Source organism: Paraliobacillus zengyii, assembly GCF_003268595.1.
GTDB classification, from domain to species: domain Bacteria; phylum Bacillota; class Bacilli; order Bacillales; family Amphibacillaceae; genus Paraliobacillus_A; species Paraliobacillus_A zengyii.
In genome coordinates this window covers 3,308,644-3,332,658 of sequence record NZ_CP029797.1, presented here as the reverse complement: position 1 = coordinate 3,332,658, position 24,015 = coordinate 3,308,644, and the positions used below count along the sequence as shown (strand labels likewise).

Sequence of the window (24,015 nt, the reverse complement as noted above, 5' to 3'; positions counted from 1 at the left end):
GTGAACAACAGAATCGTATAAAAGGAGAATCAACATCTGTGAATGAATCACCCATCAAATGTGTTACCAGTTGTATCGCATAAAAGTTATCTGCAATTAGCTCTTCCCTTAGTGCTTGCAACAATTACAACACCGCTGTTAGGGGCAGTTGACACAGCAGTAGTTGGACAACTACCCGATCCTATTTATATAGGAGGTGTCGCTGTAGGAAGTGTGATTTTCAATACACTCTATTGGAGTTTAGGATTCCTACGTGTAAGTACATCAGGTTTTACAGCACAAGCTCATGGAGCGAATGATCCTGATAATTTAGCGATGTCTTTTATACGCCCTGCAATAATTGCAGCTGTAATTGGTTGTCTATTTATCTTGTTTCAAGTTCAAATTAAAGACTTTGCCCTATTTATCATGCAACCGACGAATGAATTAAAAGAGCAAATTTTAATTTATTATAATATTCGGATTTGGGGTGCGCCATTTGCCTTAATGAATTATGTCATATTAGGGTGGTTAATGGGTTCTTCAAAAGTCCGATTAACACTGTTTTTACAAGTTGGAATGAATCTAACAAATATTGTACTAAACATTATATTTGTTACTGTTTTTAGTTTTGCTGTCACAGGTGTAGCAACAGCAACGCTGCTAGTTGAGATTGTATTCATGGTAATTGGTCTATTTTTTTTAGTTAAATTAAATATGATTAAGTTTTCTTTGCATAAATACAGAAAAATTTTTGACAAAAATAGTATAGTGAAATTAGTGAGAGTTAATCGAGATTTAATGATAAGATCGATATGCTTACTAGTTGTCTTTACGTTATTCACTTCTATAGGTACACAAATGGGCGAAGCTGTTTTAGCTGCTAACGCTATACTTTTTCAAGTCCATTATCTGATGTCTTATTGTTTAGATGGCTTTGCGAATGCGAGTAGTATATTGACAGGTCGCTCTGTTGGTTCTGATAATAAGCGTATGTATAAGCGAACCTTAAATCTTTCTGCGATTTGGGGTGGGGTGGTTGCAATTTGTTTAGCTAGTATCCTTTATCTTACTTCAGATATTATGTTTTCTCTTTTTACTTCTATAGAAGAGGTAAAAGTACTTATCTCAAACTATCAAGGTTGGCTTTTGTTATTCCCAATCGTTAGTTTCTGGGGATTGCTGTTAAATGGTGTTTTTTCTGGAGCTACGGAAGTCGTCCCAATACGAAATTCATTGATTATAGCAATGATACTATTTTTAATCATGATACATTTTTTGATTTCTCTATACGGTAATCATGGCTTGTGGTTTGGATTTATTTTATTTTCGTTTGTGCGATCAATTATATTAAATGCATATTTACCGGGACTATCCAAGACGCTATTTAAAAGTGGAAAAGTTTAAAAAATTTTTAGTTAGTTTGTTCTATTTAATTTGCTTATGTAATAGTATATGGTAGAGATAGTATAAAAAGATTACTATAAAAAACATGGAGTATGGAGGGTGAAAATCATTCGGGGATTTCGTTCCTTTCTAATAGATTTTTCGTTGGTTATTTTGGTTGGTTTAGCTGTTTATGTACTGTCTTTTGGTGATTCCTTTTCATCTATTATCCAGTTACCCAATTCTGTTTTTCATATGAATACAATTTTTTTAAGCATCTTAATTGAAGCACTCCCTTTTGTCTTAATAGGTGTTTTAATTGCTGGTATTATCCAAATATTTGTAACAGAAGATCATATAAAACGCTGGATACCAAAGAACCCCATTTTAGCAATTATTATGAGTTGTTTCGTAGGGGCTCTTTTTCCTGCTTGTGAATGTGGAATTGTTCCAATAGTTCGTAGATTACTAGCAAAGGGAGTTCCCATACATGCTGGTATAGGGTTTCTACTAACTGGTCCACTTATTAATCCACTGGTTATTCTTTCTACGTATATGGCATTTGGAAATGATTTTAAAATTGCGGCATCTAGGATGATATTAGGTTTCTTGATTGCGGTACTTATTTCTATTATTATTAGTGTAATGTTTAAGTCTAATCAATTAAAACATACAATTGAAGTACAACAAACACATACAATTAGCCATAATCATGGTTCACAATCAATTTTCAGTAAACTAGGTCATACTGTAACACATGCGGTTGATGAGTTCTTTGATATGGGGAAATATTTGATTGTAGGTGCATTATTAGCAGCATTTGTTCAAACGTATGTCTCTTCTGAAGCTTTACTTGAACTTGGAAGTGGACAAGTTTCTTCAACTGCTGTCATGATGGGATTAGCGTACCTTTTATCACTCTGTTCAGAAGCAGATGCGTTTATTGCGGCTTCATTCAGTAATGTATTTCCAACAACTGCAATATTAGGATTTCTTATTTATGGGCCAATGACAGATTTAAAGAATACGATGATGATGCTTAGTGTTTTCAAAACGAGATTTGTAATTTTATTTGTCTTAATTGTAACTATTGTCGTGTTTAGTGTGTTAACGTTACTAGACGGCTTCTATTAGGGAGGAAAAGAATATGCGTATTAATTTACAGCAGGTGAGTAGAGCGATTATTTTATTCGTTTTTGTTATTTTTATTGTACGTTTACATTATACGGGAGATATTCTTAAACTTATTAATCCTAAATATTTGATGCTGAGTAAGACAGCTGCTATTCTTTTTCTTGTTTTATTTATTGCACAAATTAAACGAATACTAGAATCTGACAAGCATGACCATGCGGATCACGAAGGGCATAACCATGATCATGGTAACGCACCATTTACTTTTAGAAAGTTTATATCGTATGCAATTGTTATTTTACCGTTGTTCACAGGATTCTTCTTTCCTATGTCTACTTTAGATGCTTCTATAGCAGCAAATAAGGGTGCAATGCTATCGTTATCTAATAATACGAGTAAAGTAGATGATGCAATAGAAGAGGAAACGACCGAACCTGACACCGAAAGTATTGAAGAAAGCACAAACAATGAAGTCCAACAGGATGATAATGTTGCAGACCCTAATCTATACTCAAATACGATAAGTAAAGAAGAACATGATAAATTAATAGATGAATTATCTGAACAAAATTCTATCGAGATGACTGATCAACTTTATACCACTTATCACCAGGAAATAAATATGAACGCGGATGATTATGTAGGAAAAGAAATAAAGGTAACAGGATTTGTTTATAAGGAAGAAAGTTTTTCGGCAAATCAATTAGTTCTCGGTAGATTTATTATCACACATTGTGTTGCTGATGCTGGAGTTATAGGATTCTTGACCGAAATGGATATAGCAGAAGAATTAGATGAAGATACTTGGGTAGAGGCAGTAGGTACGATATATTTGCAGGAATATGAAGGAGATCTATTACCAGCAATTAAAGTTACCGAGTGGAATGTTGTAGAAGAACCAGCCCAACCTTATTTGTATCCAATATCGATAAAAATCACATAAGTAAGTAAACTTAAGGATCCCATTAGAGCCGTAATAGTTATGGCTCTAATGGGATTATTGTATTGGGATTGAACATGTTAATTTACTAGTATTTATTGCTTCTTGCCATTTAGTACCTAATATTATATAGTTAAAATATTACTTAAGATATTAATCTAGATATCTCGGATGAAAATAAGCCTCTAGTCTTAAAAAAATGATACCTTTTGGCTATATTACTATGGAGAAGAATCGGTTAAGCTTTCTGATAGGTAAGTAACATTATCATGGTGCCAACTGATCGTAAGACTTTTCCTACAAAACAGATAGAGAAACGTTAGCGTACTAGGAAGCTAACAAATGGGTTGAACTGTCACTTTATAGAAAAGTTTTAGTGCGTCTAAGGGGGAAAGCGAGTGGAAACGAGAAAGGTTTATCTTGTTTTTTCAGATACAGGAACTTTGTTGACAAGGACAATCAACTTGTATACGAGGTCAATGCTAAATCATGCTTCTATTGCACTAGACAGGCAATTAGACCATGTGTATAGTTTTGGGAGAAAAAGACCGAACAATCCTTTTATTGGAGGATTTGTTAAAGAAAATTTACATTCTCCATTTTTTGATAAAACAAAATGTGCTGTCTATCGCTTAACTATATCTGAAGAAGAATATCAATTATTACAGCAACGTATTATGGTAATGGAAGCAAGTAAGCACTTATATCGATATAATTTATTAGGATTATTTGGAATTATGGTAAATAAAGAGTTAGGACGTAATAATGCATATTTTTGTTCGCAATTTGTTGCTACTTTATTACAAGATTGTGGGTCTTACCACACGGTAAAACCTACTAGTTTGATCAGACCGCAGGATTTAAGAGAATTACCTGAACTGGAATTGATCTATCAAGGTGAATTAGAACAGTACCCATATTTCTCAACTCGTTATGCAGCGACACTTACAGAAAAATGGAATAGATCAAAAGTTAAGCTTGGCTAATCATATGCCAAGTTTTTTGTTTAATGAAGTAAATTACGCCTCAAGTCTTATGTAAAAATATAACGGCAGTCCATTATGAAGAATACAAGCAAGGGTTAAGATAGATACATGAAGGAGGGAATGGAACATGAAAATATTTTTAGTAATAGTCGGAGTGATAGCCTCTATCATTTTGCTCAGTACTATAGGACCAATGATCTTTCTAGCGATTAGTTTAGCCATTGCCTATTACGGTGTTCGAAGATTTATTTTGTCTGATTCATTTATCGGAAAAATAGGTTGGGCACTTATTGTGCTGATTGGCCTATCTCTTTCACTATCAAATACTGGTGCTTTTGTTGGACTTGTTGCTTTTGTAGTTCTTTATTATACCTATAAAAGTTGGAAAAAAACGAAGCAGGATAAATACGATGAAGATTGGATTTTAGATTAAAATAGAAGAGGAGACGATAAAAATGACAAATGTTTTTACTCGAATAAAAGATACAATAGTAGCAGACTTTCATGAATTATTGGATCAAAAAGAACAAAAAAACCCAATGACGCACTTGAATCAATACATTCGCAACTGTGAAGAAGAGGTTAGAAGTTTAAAGAAATTAATTGAAAAGCAATATGCGATAAAACAAGAATATAACCGTGAATTACAATTGGCTAAAACAATGATGACGAAAAGGAAACGTCAAGTAACGTTAGCTGAAGAAATGAATGAAGTAGCACTTCTAGATGAAGCGTCAGCAGAACTACAAAGATATGAGGCACGTGTGGAACAATTAACAGAAATGAATAATCAAAATTTTGAACAATTAGAGTTAATAGAAGCAAAATACATTGAAATGAAGCACAAACTCAAAGATTTATACGTAAAACGTTTAGAATTAAAAGGTAGAGAAAATGTCGCGCGTGTCCATAAAGGGATGAATAAGGTACTTCATACGGAATTAATAGAGCGTAGTGAATCAAAATTTCAGGAAGTAGAAGCGTATATTGAACGATTAGAACAACAAGTTACAACAGATGGACGATTACACACGCTAGATGCGAGGTTTCAAGAATTAGAAAAGCAGGTTTCTACTGCTAAATAAGTTAGTGATATCCTAGTTATAGAATGGAAGACGCGGTATGTGTTACGCTGCGTCTTCATCAAATTGAAGAGGGGGGATCTCATGCTAAATCACAATAAAATGAGAAAAATTCATTATGTACTATTAGCTATTATAATTTTCTTTATATATGAAGTCATTTTTATTCATACGGAATCATTTATCTGGATCGGAATATGGTTAGGTATGATTTATCTTGCACGCCAATACTACTATCGACCTGCAGGTAGGACCTTTTTTTGGATCGGATTAATCGGTTTTATTATAACTTTAATCAACACAACAACATTCCAATTTATCTTGTTTGTTTTGCTAGTTTTTCTTTTGCTTAATTGGTATCAATCAAAACAAACTTCCACGTATCACCAACCACAATTTCCATCTACGAAAGAAGGGACGAATAAAAAGGTTCTTTTTAGTAATAAATGGTTTGGAAAACAACAAACAGCAGGACATTCTTATCAGTGGGAGGATATCAATATTCAATCAACTTTTGGTGAGACAGTAATTGATTTGACCTATACGGTTTTACCAAAAGGTGAGCCATTGATCATTGTTAGACAACTGATAGGTACCATTCAAATTGTCATCCCATTTGATGTGGAAGTGAGTGTTCACCATTCCGTACTGATGGGAGCTGTTGACATATTGGACCACCGTGATGATAATATGACGAATCGCGTCGTGCATCTACAAACGGAGAATTACCACGCTGCAAATCAAAAAGTGAAAATTGTCACCTCGATGATTGCAGGCAAAATTGAGGTGATACGTGGATGAGAAAAATAATAAGTAGGTCCATTCTCGTTGGCATAATTCAAACGCTACTATTAAGTGTGATCTTACTTTCTGTATTCTTAGTTAATTTCCCTTTACAAAATTGGCTCGAGATATGGTATCGTCCTGTGCTTGGTATGCCGTTTATCATTTTAATTTTCTTGATTAGTTTATTATTTGGGATAGTAAGTGGCTTAATGAACGGATTTTTTTGGAAAAACCAGTTAGAAATAGTTGAAAGGGCATTAAGTAAGTTAGAACAAGCAACACCAGAGACTACCATCGTCTATGAAGGGCCATTAACAGAGATTGCTATGGTCATGGATAGAATAAAGCAGCTTCAAGTTACTTTACAGGACCAAACGAAAAGAAGTCAGAAACTTATTAGTGAACGCGTTGAAAATCAAGCAGAGAAAATAGAGGAAGTAATTACACAAGAACGAAATCGCTTAGCAAGAGAACTCCATGATTCAGTTAGTCAAGAACTTTTCGCTGCTTCTATGCTTGTTTCTGCAATGAATGAATTACCTGTGGCACAAGACGAACAAATGCAGAAGCCAATTCAACAAGTTGAAACAATGATACAACAAGCACAACTGGAAATGCGCGCATTACTTCTTCACTTACGTCCGATTGCATTAAAAGATAATTCATTGAAGCAAGGAATGGATCAGTTACTACAAGAGTTAGATCAAAAGGTTCCTTTGGAAATTATATGGGATGTAACAGATGTAGATCTAAGTAGAGGGATAGAAGACCATCTCTTTCGTATTTTACAAGAATCAGTCTCGAATACATTACGGCACGCAAAAGCAGAAATACTAGATATTCTTTTAATAGAACGAGATGGCTTTGTCATTTTACGTGTAATGGATGATGGCGTTGGATTTGATTTAGAAAAGAAATCTAGTTCATATGGATTAGCAAATATGGAAGAAAGAGCCGCAGAAATTGGAGCGAAGTTACGTCTTGTTAGCGTACCTAATAAAGGAACAAGAATTGAAGTACGTGTACCTATTATGGATGTAAAGGGTGATGAAAATGATTAAAGTTTTATTTGTTGATGATCATGAGATGGTGCGAATTGGTGTTAGTGCTTATTTGGCTACTCAATCTGATATTGAAGTTGTTGCGGAAGCTGATAACGGTAAAAAGGCGATAGAACTTGCTTTAGAATTACGACCAGATGTTATTTTAATGGATGTTGTGATGGATGAAATGGATGGAATTGAAGCAACACGACAAATCATTTTGGCCTGGCCAGAAGCAAAAATCTTAATGGTTACTAGTTTCATTGATGATGACAAAGTTTACCCGGCATTAGAAGCGGGAGCAACAAGTTATGTATTGAAAACATCAAAAGCAAGTGAAATCGCTAGAGCCATACGGAATACGTATCAAGGTGAATCGGTTTTTGAAGCAGAAGTAGCTAATAAAGTACTGACAAGAATGAGAAAGAAACATGAAATAGCACTTCATGAAACATTAACGACAAGAGAAAATGAAATACTATTGTTAATTGCACAAGGGAAAACAAATCAAGAAATTGCAGATCAACTATTTATTGCGCTTAAAACAACGAAAGTACATGTTAGTAATATTCTAAGTAAATTAGAAGTACAAGATCGAACACAAGCTGCAATTTACGCCCATCAACAAAAACTTGTTTAGCGTAAAGGAGAGAGACAAATGGATAAACGTGGATTCATGAGGGAATTGGATTATCATTTAAGAGATTTATCTATTTCTGAAAGGAAAGATATTTTAGAAGACTATACTGATCATTTTAAGATTGGTGAAATCGATGGGAAAACAGAACAGGATGTAGTTCTCGAACTAGGAAGTCCATTTGCTATAGCGCAAAGCAGATTAGCAACTAGTCAACACATGCAAATGGGTGATGAAGAGACGACTACAACTTATGAGCGTAAATCACCAACGCATTTGACTCGGTCGTTTATTATTGGCATCATATTATTTTTGATAAACTTAATAGTTGTGGCGGGGCCGGCGGTAGCTTTGTTTTCAATTTGGCTTAGTGGATGGGCTGTGGCTATCTCCTTTACACTAGCACCTGTGGCATGGATAGTTTCCCTTTTCATTCAGTCAGATCGAGGTGACTTGGCAACGTTCTTCATTGTCTTAACATTGACAAGTATAGGAGTACTAATTGGCATTGCTATGATTCCAATTACAAAGCTGTTTTATAGGCTTACTATGAAATATATATTATGGAATGTTCGAATGATAAGGGGGTAAAAATATGTTGAAAAAAGTAGCTCTAGTTGCTTGTTTAACACTGGTCATTGGTTTAATAGGAATGTTCACCTACCGTGATCAGATTTTTTCATTCGTTTTAAATGAAACGAGAACAGGTTCTGCGGAATCGATAGAAGAAAGCGTAGTGAATGCCGCCAATATTAAACAAATAGATATTGAAGTTGACGTTGTTGATATAGAGATAGAGGAAAGCCCTGATTCAAATATTCATATTTCATTAAATGGAATGGGTAGTGATAACAATAAAGAATTAGACTTACATGTAGAAGAAGATCATGATGAGTTGCAAATTGATGTAAAAAGAGATAATCCTATATCAAAATTTTTCACAGTGTTTAAAGATTTAGAATATGTAGAACTGATTATACTGGTGCCAGGTGAACAATTTAATCAACTCGATATAACTTCTAATGTTGGGGAGATTACGGTTAATTATGGCAAGTTTGATACAGTTGAAGTGGAAGCAGATGTTGGAGATATTAAACTGGATAGCATTAGTAGTAAAGTTGCTTCGGTAAAGTCAAATGTAGGAGATATTAAAATTTCACAAGCAGTAGGAGAATGGGATATTAAAAGTGATCTTGGTGAAGTTGAACTCTCGATGAAAGATTGGAAAGATGACATTGAGATAGAGTCTGATATGGGTGATGTACAAGTACAACTATCTGACAAACCAACTAATTACACACTAGATATTAAGAGTAGTGTTGGTGAAGTTAATGTAGAAGGATTTGATGTAACCAACCGTGCAGGAGGAGAAGATATAGAGTTGGAAAAAGGCACAGGTGAACCAACACTAGAAGTCTCAAGTGACCTTGGCGATATATCAATAAAAGCACCCTGACTAATAAAAATAAGCGAACTATGGTCAGAGTAACTTTCTACCATAGTTCGCTTATTTTTTATTTATAATCCTAATGTTGCGGTTGGAACTTTAATTCGGAATGATATTTGGTCATTTTCTAGATCTATTTGTTGTGCTCTCACTTTAAAGTTACTTTTTATATCCATTTGTGTAATCGCAATATAGATTTCTTCATTATCAGGGTCAATAATAACCCATTCTGGTGCATCTATTGCTTTAGCCACATATTCTAAAATTTTATTTTTGGGCAAATTCAACAAACCCAATGACATTTCAGTTTGTTTTAAAATGATATCACCGTTTTCTTGCACGACTGGCTCCATCTCAATAGAGATAGGAATGTCTTTTTCAAAAGCCTCAACAGAACCGAAAATTTGTACATTTTCGTTCAGTTGAATAGAATACTTTCCATCTTCATCATTTAAAGCTTTATCGATATATTGATTGACCAGCTCAGTTAAATTTTGTTTGCTAGATCGAACAGTGAACTCTGCTCCTGCTTCATCTTCAATATATTCCTTTTCCGGTAGTGCATTACTGCCGGGTGTAGGGGAAAAAATTAAAATGAATAAAGTTATAATAATGAATACATTTAAACTGAGTAAACTTATAAATAAAAATCGCCAATTTCTTTGTTGCATAGTATCGTTTCACCTTTCTGCCCTCTTATGGTGCGTCACTTGCCTCTTCCTCATTTTCGCTTTCTTCGTGTGCTGCTTCAATGGTAGGGCGAATATAGGTTAGAACTCGTTCAGCAATAAGTGTGTATCCTGTAGCGTTTGGATGAAAATTATCATCAGCTAAGAGATCAACATCATCTATTTGAAATAAATCATTTGTAGGAATAAAGTGCGTTTGTTGATTCTCTGTCGTTAGTTCCTGTCCAGTATTATTAAAATCACTTAGAATTCCGTCGAGTTCTTCAATGTCATCAAAATAGCCTTCAAAAGGATTAAAAAAACCAATTAAATAGATCTCAGCATCTGGGCTTAAGTCTAGCATAATATCAAAAGTTTCTTGTAAACGTTGTTCATAAGCTAATCGTTCAGCAATAAAGGGTTCTTCATTAAGATTCATAAAGTTACTTTTAACAACTTTCATGATATCATTTGCTCCGATTGTTAGTAGTACCATATCAGCTTCTTCTAATGATGCTCTTATTTCCTTATCTTCCAAACGTTTTAGTAATTGATCGGATCGATTCCCACGCTTACCATAATTATCGAAAGAAACACGTTGTTCTTCATTAGAAAATGCATCTTCTATTCTGCCAACATAACCATCATTATCAGCTGCGTCTCCTACGCCTTGTGTTAAGGAATCACCTATTGCCACGACTTTGTAATCGTTACGTAGGAATAAGCCGATTGTATTTTCAACAGCATCCTTTAAATTATTAGAAATGCTACTATTTTCTTCATTTTCAACTTCTTCATCTTTTTCCTGTACTTGATCAATGACTTCTTCTATATTTTCCTCTTCCGGTTCGATTTCAGCGGTTTGATTGGAAGTGGAGTTGGAGTTTTGTGACATGAAAACAAATCCAATTATAAGTAATAAGAGAAATACTACACCAAGCAATAGCCAAATCTTTTTTCTATTCATTATCCCACACCTGCTATATTATAGTTTTGCAACTAACATTCTTCTTTCAAGCATAACATCAAACAAAAAAAGAAGACAAAATAAATCACTTATAAATAAATGAAATTTTATTAGTCTATCCTTCATTATATGTTACACAAACAATAATTAGCAATAGTAATTCCAAGTAAATATCACATCAAGATACTCAAAGTAAATAAAGCCAGTTAGTAATCAAACTGTTAAATGAATATAGTGAAATGTAAAAATGAATAGTATTGCCTATAACATGTGAATGGGCTTTGCATATACTAAAAGGAGAAGATATGGTTAGGGAGGTTTATGATTTATGGAAAATAAGCCAGATAATAAGAAATCAGAGTTTTTTGAAGCAGGGCAAGAATTTATTCGGAAGATGGACGGTATATTTGCTGATCGACCCAAAAACGGTATGTTGGATTCAATTGATGCTTTTTTTCAAAAAAGTGGTTCACTACCATCAACACGTTTATCTGTAGATGTTTATGAAAATGAAAAAGAATGGATAGTGCAAGTTGATTTACCAGGGTTACGTAAAGAAGATATTCATATTGATGTAATAGGAGACCGTTTGAAAATTAAAGTGAATCAGGAAGCAACGACGCATACAAAAGATGAAAAGAAAGCCTATTACAGTAGGGAACGTCGTTTCAGACAGGCAGAACGAACCGTACAATTACCATATGTGGTAGATAAACGGACAACAAGTGCAAGTTATAAAAATGGAGTCTTAGAAGTTCGTGGACCGAAAAAAGCGAAAACAGATCATTATATTGATATTGATTAAAAGCGAGGGGCAGGCCCTTCGCTTTTGTACAGAATTTAAAGAGTGGCTTTTCTACGATTATTACGAAAGGATCTTATTTTAGACAGTGTATAAATAGCGAGTGCTGTCCAAATACATACAAACGCGATTAGATGTGCGGACGTGAATGCCTCTTTGTAGACAAATACGCCAATGATTAACATCAGTGTCGGCGCAATGTATTGTAAAAACCCAATCATTGATAAAGGGATCCGTTTTGCCCCGCTAGCAAATAGTAATAAAGGAACAGCTGTTACAACTCCAGCCCCCATCAACAATCCTGCTGTGAGAGGTGAATACCACATATTTATTAGCGAGCCAGAATCTGCTGGATGCATGGCTAAATAAAGTAAAGCTAATGGGAATACAATAAAGGTTTCCAAAGTTAAACCGTATAAAGATGGAATATCAACGACCTTTTTCACTAAACCATAGATAGCAAACGACAAGGCTAAAAGTAAAGAGATCCAAGGGAATACACCATAATGAACTGTTAAGTATAATACTCCAATTCCAGCTAATGCAACAGAGAAAACCTCCCATTTATTGAGTGTTTCTTTTAAGACGACAATGCCTAATAAAATGCTTAATAATGGATTAATGTAATAGCCCAGACTAGCTTGAATTACGTGATCACTGTTGACTGCCCAAATGAATATTAACCAATTACCACTGATAACGAAAGAAGCTAAGATTAGTCCTGAAAGTTTCTTTTTGTTATGTATAATGGTGTAGCATTCTCGAATGAAGCTATGCCATTTTCTAGTTATAAGAAGTAAAAGAATCATAAATATAAAAGACCAGATAATTCGATGGGAGAGGATTACACCAGCAGATATATCGCCAACAGCTTTCCAATAAATCGGTAAAAAACCCCATAGAATATAAGCGAATGTTGCAAAAAAGATTCCGATTTTTAATTCCTTATTTGTCATAATGTCCCCTCGGCTTTTCTAAAGAATAAGCATAAGTCTACGACGGAAAGGACAAAAAAGCAATGAAAAGGACAGGCTTCATATTGCAAAGCTAAACAGCAAAGTAAGTATGTGAATTGAATTTATGCTATATTATGAAGAGAAAGTTTTGTGTAGGGGGGATGAATTATAATGAGCATCACACCAATTGTATTAGGGTTTATTCTAGTTTTTAATATATTTTTAGCACTTGCAATTGTCTTTTTAGAGCGTAAAAGTGCAACATCAACATGGGCATGGCTAATGGTTCTTTTATTTATACCAGTTGCTGGTTTTATTTTATATCTTATTTTTGGTCGCAAACTAAGTAACAAGAAGCTGTTTATCTGGGATAATAAAAGTCGATTAGGTGTAAAACATGCGGCTGAAAATCAAATGCAATTAATAGAAGAGGGTAGTTTCCCTATTCCAGAAAGTATCAAAGAATACAAGGACTTATTTTATTTACATTTACGTAATGATGATGCGATTTTAACCCAAGATAATGATGTTGGAATTTTTACAGATGGTAGAGAAAAGTTTGATGCACTTATAAAAGATTTAGAGACAGCAACAGACCATATACATTTAGTTTATTATATTGTGCGAAGTGATCATCTCGGACAAAGGATTGCTGATGTATTAATGAAAAAGGCGAGAGCAGGCGTACAAGTTCGGTTTCTTTATGATGACATGGGTTCTCGAAAGTTAGCGCGTAATTATAAACAGAAGTTGCGTGACGCAGGTGTCGAAGTTGAATCTTTCTTTCCGTCACTCATTCCTAAAATAAATTTTAAAATAAATCACAGAAATCATCGTAAATTAGCAATAATTGATGGTAAAATCGGTTATATAGGTGGTTTTAATATTGGAGATGAGTATCTTGGTGAAGATAAGCGGTTTGGCTATTGGCGAGATACCCATTTAAGAGTTATCGGTGAATCTGTTCGAAATATGCAAACACGGTTTATCTTAGATTGGAATCAAGCATCAAGACATGATATTCTTTATGAAGATCGCTATTATGAGGCGACTCCAAAAGGTAATGTTGGGATGCAAATTGTTTCGAGTGGTCCAGATTCAGAATGGGAACAAATAAAAAATGGCTACATGAAGATGATTATGAAAGCAAAATCTTATATTTATATACAAACACCGTACTTTATTCCAGACGAAAGCTTAGCAGATGCGCTTCGAATTGCTGTACTTTCAGGTGTAGATGTCCGTATTATGATTCCCAATAAACCTGACCATCCCTTTGTTTATTGGGCAACGTATTCTAATATAGGCGATTTACTTAGGGCTGGAGCAACAGTCTATGTTTATCAAAAAGGTTTTTTGCACGCCAAAACGATTGTTGTTGATGGTAAAATAGCTTCAGTTGGAACCGCGAATATAGATGTACGTAGTTTCCGTTTGAATTTTGAAGTGAATGCTTTTTTATATAGCGAAGATATTGCACAACAGTTAGTAAGTGAATTTCAAAAAGATATGATGCATTCATCCCAATTGACAACGGATGTTTACAACAACCGATCGTTATGGATTCGATTCAAAGAGTCGATTGCACGTTTAATAGCTCCTATTTTATAAGAAAAGAGGGAATACCATGAACAACAAACCTTGTGTGGCATCTTTAACTGTAAAAACAACGCATGTACTTCCATCTGATACGAACGGACATGGGACGTTGTTCGGTGGACAATTAATGGCACATATCGATGACGTTGCTGCTATTAGCGCGACAAGGCATGCTAGAAAGTTAGTTGTTACAGCCTCAATTGATTCAGTTGATTTTTTATACCCAGTAAAAGAGGGTGACACAATCTGTCTTGAGGCAATTGTAACATGGGCGCACAAAACGTCGATGGAGGTTTTTGTCAAGGCTGTTACAGAGAATTTAATGAGTGGAGAACGAAAAGTATGTGCAACGGCATATGTAACAATGGTTGCAATTGATGAAAATAATCAGCCTACTGCAGTGCCAGGTGTCTATCCAGAATCAAGTGAAGAGAAATGGCTACATGCTGAAGCGGCAGAACGAGCTAACCAACGAAAAGAGAGAAGAAAAAAATCCAAGGAATTGGCTAGAACATTTGGCACAGCCTTCCCTTGGAATGAAAAAAGTCGCTTCGGAGAGAATCCCTCAAATTAGGGGTTCTATTTCTTTGCTTCTTTTTACTAGTATTAGTTGGTTGATAAATCCTCTTTAACAGTGGCTACTTCAGCTTCTGTTACCCATGCTTCTGCCCAATTTTGAATGTCATTAATTACAGGCTTTAATGCCTTACCTTTTTCAGTGAGAATGTACTCAATCCGGACAGGGAATTCAGAGTATACCCTTCTCTCGATAATATTCTCTTGTTCTAACATTTTAAGTCGTTCAGAGAGTAAACGGCCACTAATTGGTAGCTCTGTTTCCATTTGAGAAAAGCGTTTTGGACCTTCTAATAATTCAAACAAAACAAGGCCAACCCACCTTTTTCCGAAAAGCTGCATCGCTTTTTCAAACCTTGGACATAATTCTTTCATTTATATTCACACTCCTGATTACATAGTATAATCAATTTTACAAAAAGGGGAAAATATTGACTGATGTTTATCACTACTATAAACTTACTTACTAAAAGTAACTATTAAAGTATAGCATAGGAAAGGGTTGACGTAAACATGGCTACCTTCTCAATCGAGAAGTTCAAAATTGAGACAGTGTTTTTAACGATCAAGAATTTAAAGCGTTCTATTGATTTTTATACACAAGTATTAGGGTTAAGTCTTATTGAACAAACAACTAAAATTGCTAAGCTTGGAACAGAAGATGGTGTCATACTTGTCCAACTAGAAGAAAATACCAACGCATTGCAGGCCAATGAGCGATCTGCTGGATTGTATCATTTTGCAATTTTGGTACCAGAGCGAAAAGATTTAGCTGCATTTTTAAAGCATATATTACAAAAGGAATATCCGCTTATCGGAGCATCTGATCATGACTTTAGTGAAGCCATTTACCTACAAGATCCAGATGATATTGGAATAGAAGTTTATGCTGATCGACATAAAGAGAATTGGAAATATCAAACGGATGGTCAAATTCATGCGCCAACAAAATCGCTGGATGTTCAAAATTTATTTCGTGACTATACAGCAACATGGGCAGGATTTCCAAATAGAACAGTAATCGGACACTTGCATTTTCATGTATCAGATATCGCAAAAGCCCGAGCCTTTTACGTGGATATACTCGGGTTGAATCCGACTATTGCAATGGGGGATCAAGTATTATTCGTAGCGGGAGAAGGCTATCATCATCACATTGGGCTAAACACGTGGAATGGAGTAGGTATACCATCGCAAGAAAAGGGAACAATCGGTCTGAAAAAAGCGTCGCTGAAAATGAATAAAACGGATTATCAACGATTAGTGCAACAAGGATTAGTAAGTCATGCAAACGAAATGGTCGATCCATTTCATATTCACTATCAAATCGTAATTTCTTAAAATTAATGATAAACGCATTGTATCTGTTTGTGCTCCTAACATCTCTGTACTATACTTAGTAGTAGAGATGTTTTTAATTGAAAGGTGAATATAATGGAAATAATAGCAGTTGAGAATGTAACGAAATCATATGGAGATAAAGTGTTGTTTGAGTCAATTGCCTTTTCTATTAGTAGGCAAGAACGAATTGGATTGATTGGTGTTAATGGCACTGGTAAATCGACTTTACTACGGATTTTAGCAGGAACGGAACAAAAAGATGCAGGAGTGATTCATCACGCTAAAGATTTTCAAGTGGCGTATTTAACGCAAGAACCTGTACTAGAAGAGGAAAATACTATTTTAGAAGAAATATTTGCAGGTGATGCTGATGTAATGGTTGTATTACGTCGTTACGAGCAACTACTATTACAACTTGAAGCTGATGCGACAAACGTCGATTTGCAAAATGCATTGTTAAACACGCAACAAACAATGGATCAACTAGATGCTTGGGATGCGAGTACAACTGCGAAAACAATTTTAACCAAGTTAGGTATTACCATGTTTAATCAGCAGATTAAAAACTTATCAGGTGGTCAAAAGAAACGTGTAGCTATGGCGAAAGCTTTAATACAACCAGCTGACTTATTAATACTTGATGAGCCTACTAACCATTTAGACAATCAAACGATTGAATGGTTGGAAACGTATTTACCGCAATACAAAGGTGCGATCATGCTCGTAACACACGATAGGTACTTTTTAAATCGAATAACTAATAGAATATATGAACTAGACAATGCGACATTGTACCGTTACCAAGGTAATTATGAAACATTCCTAGAAAAAAAAGCGGAACGGGAAGCATTAGAAATGCAGAGTGAACAAAAACATGCCAACACACTAAAACGTGAATTAGCATGGTTAAGACGAGGGGCAAAGGCGCGTTCAACAAAACAAAAAGCTCGAATTGATCGCGTGGAGGAAATGAAAGAAGAGCGTTTTAATACCGATAAACAATCGATGAATTTTCAAGCAGGAACAAAACGATTGGGTAAAAAAGTTCTTGAAATAAATGGTATAAGTAAAGCGTATGAGGACCAACATTTAGTTAGGAACTTTGACTTCTTAGTTAATCCAGGCGACAGAATTGGTATTATTGGCGCTAATGGAAGTGGAAAGACGACGTTGTTAAATATGATCGCTGGGAGAATAGAGCCAGATACAGGAGATATAGATGTAGGCCCTACAGTTAAAATTGGTTATTACACACAGGATCACAGTCAGATGGGTGAGGATTCCCGTGTGATTGAATATATTCATGAAACAGCACAGGTTATCCATACAAAAGATGGAGAAACAATTACGGCTGAACAAATGCTAGAACGCTTTCTATTTTCCCGTGCACATCAGTGGACGTATATTAGAAGACTTTCTGGTGGAGAAAGAAGAAGGCTCTATCTATTAAAAGTACTAATGGAAGAACCAAATGTCTTGTTATTAGATGAGCCAACAAATGATTTGGATACACAAACATTAAGTGTTCTAGAAGATTATTTGGATTATTTCTCGGGTGTTGTTATAACCGTTTCACACGATCGTTACTTTTTAGATCGTGTGGTTGATCAATTAATTACATTTGAAGCGCCTGGAGAGATTGGGCATTTTTATGGTAATTATAGTACATTTATGGATCAGAAAACGCAAGAGAGCCAAGTGAAAACAAAGGCTGAGAAAACAGATGTTAAAAAACCTCGATCTAAACGAAAAAAATTATCATATAATGATCAAAAAGAATGGGATCAAATTGAAAATGAAATCGAGAGTATAGAAGAAGAAATAGAAGGTGTTAAACAAGCTATTATCGATTCTGGCAGTGATGCAGAAAAGGTTCAAACTTATTTTGATAAGCAAGTTGAACTGGAGACGAATTTAGAACAGAAGATGGAACGCTGGGAAGAGCTATCTTTACTCGTTGAAGCAAGTGAATCATAATAATGCATGTATAAGTAAAAGCCATAATTAAATAAGTACATGGTTTATCTCATATACTTATTTAATAGCAATATAGAGATACATAAATGGAGGGAATGTCATGTCAGATTTACAAATGCAAGAAAAGTATGCAGAACTAGCTTTACGTACCGGAGTTAATTTACAAAAAGGGCAAGCGTTGATGGTTAATTCATCAATTGAAGGAGCAGATTTCACGCGAATTGTTGTTGAAAAAGCGTATGAATTAGGTGCGAAAGATGTGCTTGTAAATTGGGAAGATGATGCGTTAACACTGTTAAAATATCAAAATGCGCCAGAAGAAGTGTTAACAACGATCCCACAATGGAAAATTGATAAACAGTTGGCCTTCGCAAAAGATGGAGCGGCGTTGTTGTCAATTCGTTCGACCAATCCGGATTTGTTAAAAGATGTTGATGCAGGAAAAGTCGCAAAAGCGCAAAAGGCAAGCGCGGAAGCAATGAAGGAATTTCGTAAGTATATTATGAATGATTTGATTGCATGGTCAATTATTTCCATTCCAACAGGTGATTGGGCACAAAAGATATTCCCGGAAAAGTCAACAGAAGATGCAAAGGAAAGCCTTTGGGAACAAATATTTAAGATTGTCCGTGTGGATAAAGAAGATCCTGTTGCAGCATGGGATGAACATAATCAAAAATTGAAAGACGCAAGAGAAGTGTTAAATAAAAAGCAATACACTAAATTGGTTTTTAAAGCGCCAGGTACAGATATTAGTTTTGACTTACCAAAAGGACATGTTTGGAAAGGCGGTTCTGCTAAAACATCAGAAGGAACGACTTTTAATCCGAATATGCCTACTGAAGAAGTGTTCACATTACCACATAAGTATGGCGTGAATGGTACAGTAGCAAGTACGAAACCATTAATCTATGGTGGAAACATGATAGATAACTTCAGTCTGACTTTTAAAGAAGGTAAGGTTGTCGATTTCAAAGCAGAACAAGGTCTTGAAACACTCAAACATTTACTTGATACTGATGAAGGTTCTAGTAGACTAGGGGAGCTAGCATTAGTACCGCATGCATCGCCGATTTCACAGTCTGATTTGATTTTTTTTAATACTTTATATGATGAGAATGCATCGTGTCATATTGCACTAGGAAAAGCTTATCCAACAAATTTGGAGGGCGGATCAGCTATGAATGATAAAGAGTTAGATGAACATGGTGTAAATGATAGTCTGACACACGTTGATTTCATGATCGGATCAGGTGATTTAGACATCGATGGCGTAAGTGCTGACGGCACAACAGAAGCAGTCTTCCGAAAAGGCGCATGGGCATTTTAATAAACGAAAACCTCGCAAATTAGCTTTGCGAGGTTTTTTAATGAATTCTTTTCGTAAACGATGTTACGTTTAAATATTCGAACCTGAAAGAAATTGAGACGTAGCATACCGCTCTTGAAATATACTTCGCTTTCCGTGCTGTTCCCACAGGAGTCTACGTATATTTCAATCACTAGTATAGTTGTATCCTTTCTTGAGTCGTAAATTACAAATAAGATAGAAAACAAGCTCTCTATCACTGTCGAAGCATTCCTTATCCTATAGGAACAGCACGAGTTTCCGAATTACAGCTAGTTTGAATTAGAAATACTACATGATTATTGTGTATGGAAGTTACTTACACTATAGCGACAAGGTAGGCTTGTCAAATGTTCCAATTTTATATTTCAATTTAGACCGCTAGAACGAAGGAAGCAAATGGTTGAGACTCCTGTGGGAACAGCAAATGTTTTCGATGGGATGAGTAATCGCAATCCCACAAACCGAAGATCCTCTATAGAAGCGAACTTTGCTTCTATAGATAGCTGAGGTTGTGCCCCATAGCCGTCAAGCTAAGCACTACGGTTTAAAGAACTAGAAAAATACGATACCCTAACGGATAAGGAAAATTTATTTGGAGGGAGTTTCGATGCGTTTCAAGAAAGAAATGGAGCCATTTATTCAAGGCATTCATCAGGTGTTATCAGTCTCTGAGGTGCGTCAATGGGCGCGTGAAATTGGCTTTGTTCAACGCCAAAACAAATTAAAGCCAGAGGATTTTCTAAGTATTTGTGCTTTTATGCAACAAACGGTTGGCTCTGAACGATTGAGTAAGTTATGTGCAACGATCACGCGCTTATCTGGCGCAGATATATCTAAACAAGCCTTACATCAACGTTTCAATGAGAAAAGTGTAGCCTTTCTCAAGGGGATTTTTTATCAACTAGCTGAACAACAAGCTCTTTTTACGCGTCCATTATATATAGATCATTTATTTTCTCGTATCCGTATTTTAGATGCCACTTCTTTTGGTGTACCTAAAAATGATCCAGATCACCCGGATGGTGCCAAAATCCAATTAGAATATGAACTATTTGAAGGGAAATTTCTGCATACATTCCTTTATGACCAAACAAAAAGCGACCAATACGCAGCACGTGAATTGGCAGATACAATTGAATCAGGAGATCTTATCTTGCGCGATTTGGGTTACTTTTCTGGCGAACATTTGAAGAAAATAGAGCGTGCAGGTGGCTTTTATATCTCACGTGTTCCTGCCAATATGACGTTTTGGACATGGGATGAAAAAGGGAAGATGATGGAAATCAAACCAGAAGAAGATGCAAAAAAATTGGAACCTGGAGAGGCGATAGATTATGGACACATTCAAATCGGAAAAAAAGGAAAAAACACACTTCAAACGCGTCTTGTCGTGCAACAATTAACCGAGGAACAGAAAATGAAAAGAGAGGGGTATTTACAAAAGAGAAGACGGAAAGGGGGTCACACCCAATCCGCCACCAAAAAAAATCAAATCCAAATCCTTGCCACCAATATAACATCGGATCAAGTAGATATGCAAGGGTTATACCCAATCTATTCCTTACGTTGGCAAGTGGAAATTCTATTTAAAACATGGAAATCATTATTTCATATCGACAAGGTGCGCGCAATGAATCCTGAACGGTTTGCGTGCCATTTATATGGTACGCTAATTCATATTCTTCTATCATCTATGATTGCTTTTCAATGTCGTTATTACCTCTATCAGAAGCATCAGATCGAAGGCAGTGAGTTCAAATGTATCGACCATGTGAAAAGCGCCATTGAAGAGGATCAAGGCCAAGCGTTGTATCATAGCACTTCCTTTATTACATTGATAAAGAACATCTATCAAAATGTCTACAGGCATGGAAGGAAAGATCATCGTTATCAACATAAGAGTCCTTTTGACATTCTATATCTTACGTATGAACAAACCTTCCAAGCAGTATAGGCTTACGGTATACATTTTTTTAAAATAGTAAAGTGGCTTATTATTACACATACATCTAATTGGAAAATAATTCAACTTTATGTTAGAAGTTAGTTGCGTAATGTTTGTTTTTTCTATAGTTTATCCTTAGCTTGACGGCTATGGGTTGTGCCCACGGAAAGCGAAACCCTTTGCTGACGTAGTGAGATCAAGCACGTTATGTCGAAGTTTATAGAGAGTTAGTCATAGTTACTATTTTTTAGAAAGTGGCTTAATGATATAAGTAATAATGATCTCAATCACAATAGGTTAACTCGTTAAGATCCTATTTTTTATTAATACCGCTCGGATGATTTCATAACTGTAGCTTTCATCTAGACTGTCTTTGAGGGCTTTCAGTTTTGGTTCTTCTAGTTGTTCGTGAGCGTCCAATACCGCCATTTCCTCATCTTCGGAAAAAAAGAGTGACCAATCTAACTCCATCCCATGTTGATAAGCTTGAAATAAATGACTAGAAACAGTTTGTTCTTTAATTTCTCGTTTGTTAGCAATTTCAGCTAACGATTCACCTGCTTGATAAAGTTGATAACTAACCAAATAGCTTGGCTGATCATCCGTTTCCTTTGGTGCTTGTTCTTTTATCCATTCTGTAATAGCATCCATGAAGGGCACTCCATACTGTTCGAACTTTTTCGTTCCCACTCCTTTAATATGAAGCATGTCCTCTTTTGTTTGTGGTAAATAGCGACTTAACTCTTTTAATGTTGCATCTGAGAAAAGAACATACGGAGGAACTTTATCGTGAGCAGCCATTTCTTTACGTAACACACGCAGTTTCTCGAATAAACTTTCTTTGTAGTCTGTCTTAGCTGCTTGTAGAACTTTTCCTTTTTGCATCCAGATCTTTTGGGTTCCTTTTAAAATAGCTTCTGCATTTTTTGTTAATTGTAAAATAGGAAAACGCTGATCCCCAGTGGTTAAGAAATCTTCCGCTACTAAATAATGAATAAAATTCGTTATTTCTTTTTCTGTTTGATTGGCCATTAAACTATAAGTAGATAACTTATCAAAGCCAAACTGTTTGATCTTCTTATCTTTAGAACCTTTTAAGACTTTTGCTGTTAATCCTGCGCCAAAACTTTCATTCATTCGTTTTACACAGGAAAGCACCATTTGTGCCTCTTTGGTCCTATCTTGTTTTTCCCCAATATTCTCGCAATTCGTACAGCGACCACAATCCTTATCAGTTGAGTAATCATGAAAATAATGCAACATGTAAGTTTGCAAACAGCTATCCGTGTGGCAGTAATTAACCATTGATTGTAGTTTCTTGTATTCATTTGTTTTCATTTTTTCATCCATCATCGACTGTTCAATTAAGAACTTCTGTAAATGAATGTCTTGTCCAGAAAATAATAAAATACAATCACTAGGTTCTCCGTCACGTCCAGCGCGCCCTGCTTCTTGATAATAAGCTTCGACATTCATTGGCAATGCGAAGTGAATGACAAACCGAACATTAGATTTATCGATCCCCATGCCAAATGCATTTGTTGCTACCATTATCGTCGCTTCATCTTGGATAAAGCGATTTTGTTCTGTTTGTCGCTTTTGTTCACTAAGTCCTGCATGATATTTAGCTACGGACAAGTTTTTACCTTCTAATAGATTAGCAATGGAATCTACTTGCTTTCTTGTTGGTGCATAAATGATACCGGACTCTTGAGGATGTTCCTTCAGATATTCAGAAACAAATTCATGTTTATCTCGACCTTTAATAAGATGAAAAGCTAAATTTTCACGGGCAAAACCAGTGTTAACTACGGCGTCTGAATCAATCGATAACAAGCGCTGGATATCCTTCACAACCTCTGTAGTTGCTGTCGCGGTGAGAGCCATTACCATGGGAATGTGGGTGAGGGTGTGGAAGGTATTCACGATTGATCGATAGCTAGGACGAAAATCATGGCCCCATTGCGATATACAATGTGCTTCATCAAAGGCTAGAAAAGAAATCTTCATTTGTTTAATCGTATATAAAAAGGAATTGGTTTCAAAACGTTCAGGAGCAACATAGACGAAGTGATAATTCCCCTCCTTTAACTCTTTTAAGCGGGCTTGTTGTTCTTCACCAGAAAGTGAACTATTAATATATGTAGCAGAAATACCTAAAGCGTGTAGCGCATCTACCTGATCCTTCATTAATGAAATTAATGGAGAGACGATGATAGCAGTACCATCTAGTAGTAAACCGGGAATTTGATAGCAAATCGATTTGCCACCACCAGTAGGCATAAGACCTAACGTATTTCTTTTATGTAAAACATGCTGAATGATCTCTTCTTGGCCACGCCTAAAAGAATCAAATCCATAATATTCTTTTAATAACTTTTTTGCTTCTTCTAACATCTAGATAGCCATCCTT

The 24,015-nt window shown here is 35.5% G+C and carries 23 protein-coding genes; 18 read left to right on the top strand and 5 right to left on the bottom strand.

Translation table 11 applies throughout. The annotated features are described in order from the left end of the window. The first annotated feature begins 42 nt into the window (after positions 1-42). From DM447_RS16460 to DM447_RS16410, 11 genes are all read left to right on the top strand, one after another. On the top strand, positions 43-1,386 hold the full coding sequence (locus DM447_RS16460) for an MATE family efflux transporter (protein ID WP_112182273.1): 1,344 nt from the start codon (positions 43-45) through the stop codon (positions 1,384-1,386). 105 nt (positions 1,387-1,491) lie between these two features. Beyond that, positions 1,492-2,499: a permease gene (locus DM447_RS16455; protein ID WP_112182774.1), complete on the top strand. Its 1,008-nt coding sequence runs from the start codon at positions 1,492-1,494 to the stop codon at positions 2,497-2,499. 13 nt (positions 2,500-2,512) lie between these two features. Continuing rightward, the gene (locus tag DM447_RS16450) at positions 2,513-3,442 is read left to right on the top strand and encodes a TIGR03943 family putative permease subunit (RefSeq protein WP_112182272.1); all 930 of its coding nucleotides are present in this window, start codon (positions 2,513-2,515) and stop codon (positions 3,440-3,442) included. Positions 3,443-3,837: 395 nt separating this feature from the next. Beyond that, positions 3,838-4,425, top strand: a complete 588-nt coding sequence (locus tag DM447_RS16445) for a hypothetical protein (protein ID WP_112182271.1) — start codon at positions 3,838-3,840, stop codon at positions 4,423-4,425. Between the two features lie 127 nt (positions 4,426-4,552). Beyond that, the gene (locus DM447_RS16440) at positions 4,553-4,858 is read left to right on the top strand and encodes a lmo0954 family membrane protein (RefSeq protein WP_112182270.1); all 306 of its coding nucleotides are present in this window, start codon (positions 4,553-4,555) and stop codon (positions 4,856-4,858) included. 22 nt (positions 4,859-4,880) lie between these two features. Further along, a complete protein-coding gene (locus tag DM447_RS16435; RefSeq protein ID WP_112182269.1) occupies positions 4,881-5,510 on the top strand; it encodes a PspA/IM30 family protein in 630 nt (209 codons plus the stop codon). A gap of 81 nt (positions 5,511-5,591) precedes the next feature. Next, complete coding sequence (gene liaF / locus DM447_RS16430; protein ID WP_112182268.1) at positions 5,592-6,308, top strand: cell wall-active antibiotics response protein LiaF; 717 nt, start codon at positions 5,592-5,594, stop codon at positions 6,306-6,308. Further along, the gene (locus DM447_RS16425) at positions 6,305-7,354 is read left to right on the top strand and encodes a sensor histidine kinase (protein WP_199286608.1); all 1,050 of its coding nucleotides are present in this window, start codon (positions 6,305-6,307) and stop codon (positions 7,352-7,354) included. The genes liaF and DM447_RS16425 overlap by 4 nt, the downstream gene beginning before the upstream one ends. Further along, positions 7,347-7,976: a response regulator gene (locus tag DM447_RS16420; RefSeq protein WP_112182772.1), complete on the top strand. Its 630-nt coding sequence runs from the start codon at positions 7,347-7,349 to the stop codon at positions 7,974-7,976. Before DM447_RS16425 ends, DM447_RS16420 begins: the two co-directional genes overlap by 8 nt. Positions 7,977-7,994: 18 nt before the next feature. Then, the gene (locus DM447_RS16415) at positions 7,995-8,564 is read left to right on the top strand and encodes a DUF1700 domain-containing protein (protein WP_112182267.1); all 570 of its coding nucleotides are present in this window, start codon (positions 7,995-7,997) and stop codon (positions 8,562-8,564) included. Positions 8,565-8,568: 4 nt separating this feature from the next. Next, positions 8,569-9,429 carry a DUF4097 family beta strand repeat-containing protein gene (locus DM447_RS16410; RefSeq protein WP_112182266.1) on the top strand — a complete coding sequence of 287 codons (861 nt, stop codon included), beginning with the start codon at positions 8,569-8,571 and terminating at the stop codon, positions 9,427-9,429. Positions 9,430-9,491: 62 nt separating this feature from the next. Here DM447_RS16410 and DM447_RS16405 read toward each other — a convergent pair whose 3' ends face one another. Then, positions 9,492-10,091 (bottom strand): YpmS family protein, encoded by a 600-nt coding sequence (locus DM447_RS16405; RefSeq protein WP_112182265.1) that lies wholly within the window; start codon positions 10,089-10,091, stop codon positions 9,492-9,494. A 25-nt stretch (positions 10,092-10,116) separates the two neighbouring features. Further along, on the bottom strand, positions 10,117-11,055 hold the full coding sequence (locus DM447_RS16400; RefSeq protein WP_112182264.1) for an SGNH/GDSL hydrolase family protein: 939 nt from the start codon (positions 11,053-11,055) through the stop codon (positions 10,117-10,119). A gap of 328 nt (positions 11,056-11,383) precedes the next feature. On the opposite strand from DM447_RS16400, the gene DM447_RS16395 reads away from it, so the two are divergent. Continuing rightward, on the top strand, positions 11,384-11,860 hold the full coding sequence (locus tag DM447_RS16395; protein ID WP_112182263.1) for an Hsp20/alpha crystallin family protein: 477 nt from the start codon (positions 11,384-11,386) through the stop codon (positions 11,858-11,860). A gap of 35 nt (positions 11,861-11,895) precedes the next feature. Here the strand turns inward: DM447_RS16395 and rarD are convergent, their stop codons facing one another. Further along, positions 11,896-12,813 (bottom strand): EamA family transporter RarD, encoded by a 918-nt coding sequence (gene rarD / locus DM447_RS16390; RefSeq protein WP_112182262.1) that lies wholly within the window; start codon positions 12,811-12,813, stop codon positions 11,896-11,898. Between the two features lie 171 nt (positions 12,814-12,984). Here rarD and cls point away from each other — a divergent pair, with 171 nt between their 5' ends. Both cls and DM447_RS16380 read left to right on the top strand, forming a co-directional pair. Next, positions 12,985-14,424, top strand: a complete 1,440-nt coding sequence (gene cls / locus DM447_RS16385) for a cardiolipin synthase (RefSeq protein ID WP_112182261.1) — start codon at positions 12,985-12,987, stop codon at positions 14,422-14,424. 16 nt (positions 14,425-14,440) lie between these two features. Then, positions 14,441-14,986, top strand: a complete 546-nt coding sequence (locus DM447_RS16380; protein ID WP_112182260.1) for an acyl-CoA thioesterase — start codon at positions 14,441-14,443, stop codon at positions 14,984-14,986. 32 nt (positions 14,987-15,018) lie between these two features. Here the strand turns inward: DM447_RS16380 and DM447_RS16375 are convergent, their stop codons facing one another. Then, a complete protein-coding gene (locus DM447_RS16375; RefSeq protein WP_112182259.1) occupies positions 15,019-15,363 on the bottom strand; it encodes a winged helix-turn-helix transcriptional regulator in 345 nt (114 codons plus the stop codon). Between the two features lie 138 nt (positions 15,364-15,501). On the opposite strand from DM447_RS16375, the gene DM447_RS16370 reads away from it, so the two are divergent. From DM447_RS16370 to DM447_RS16355, 4 genes are all read left to right on the top strand, one after another. After that, complete coding sequence (locus DM447_RS16370; RefSeq protein WP_112182258.1) at positions 15,502-16,329, top strand: VOC family protein; 828 nt, start codon at positions 15,502-15,504, stop codon at positions 16,327-16,329. Between the two features lie 93 nt (positions 16,330-16,422). Continuing rightward, complete coding sequence (locus DM447_RS16365) at positions 16,423-18,306, top strand: ABC-F family ATP-binding cassette domain-containing protein (RefSeq protein ID WP_112182257.1); 1,884 nt, start codon at positions 16,423-16,425, stop codon at positions 18,304-18,306. A gap of 100 nt (positions 18,307-18,406) precedes the next feature. Beyond that, a complete protein-coding gene (locus DM447_RS16360; protein WP_112182256.1) occupies positions 18,407-19,636 on the top strand; it encodes an aminopeptidase in 1,230 nt (409 codons plus the stop codon). A gap of 628 nt (positions 19,637-20,264) precedes the next feature. Beyond that, positions 20,265-21,611 (top strand): IS4 family transposase, encoded by a 1,347-nt coding sequence (locus DM447_RS16355; protein ID WP_112180187.1) that lies wholly within the window; start codon positions 20,265-20,267, stop codon positions 21,609-21,611. 288 nt (positions 21,612-21,899) lie between these two features. Here DM447_RS16355 and recQ read toward each other — a convergent pair whose 3' ends face one another. Next, a complete protein-coding gene (gene recQ / locus DM447_RS16350) occupies positions 21,900-23,999 on the bottom strand; it encodes a DNA helicase RecQ (RefSeq protein ID WP_112182255.1) in 2,100 nt (699 codons plus the stop codon). Positions 24,000-24,015 lie beyond the last annotated feature (16 nt).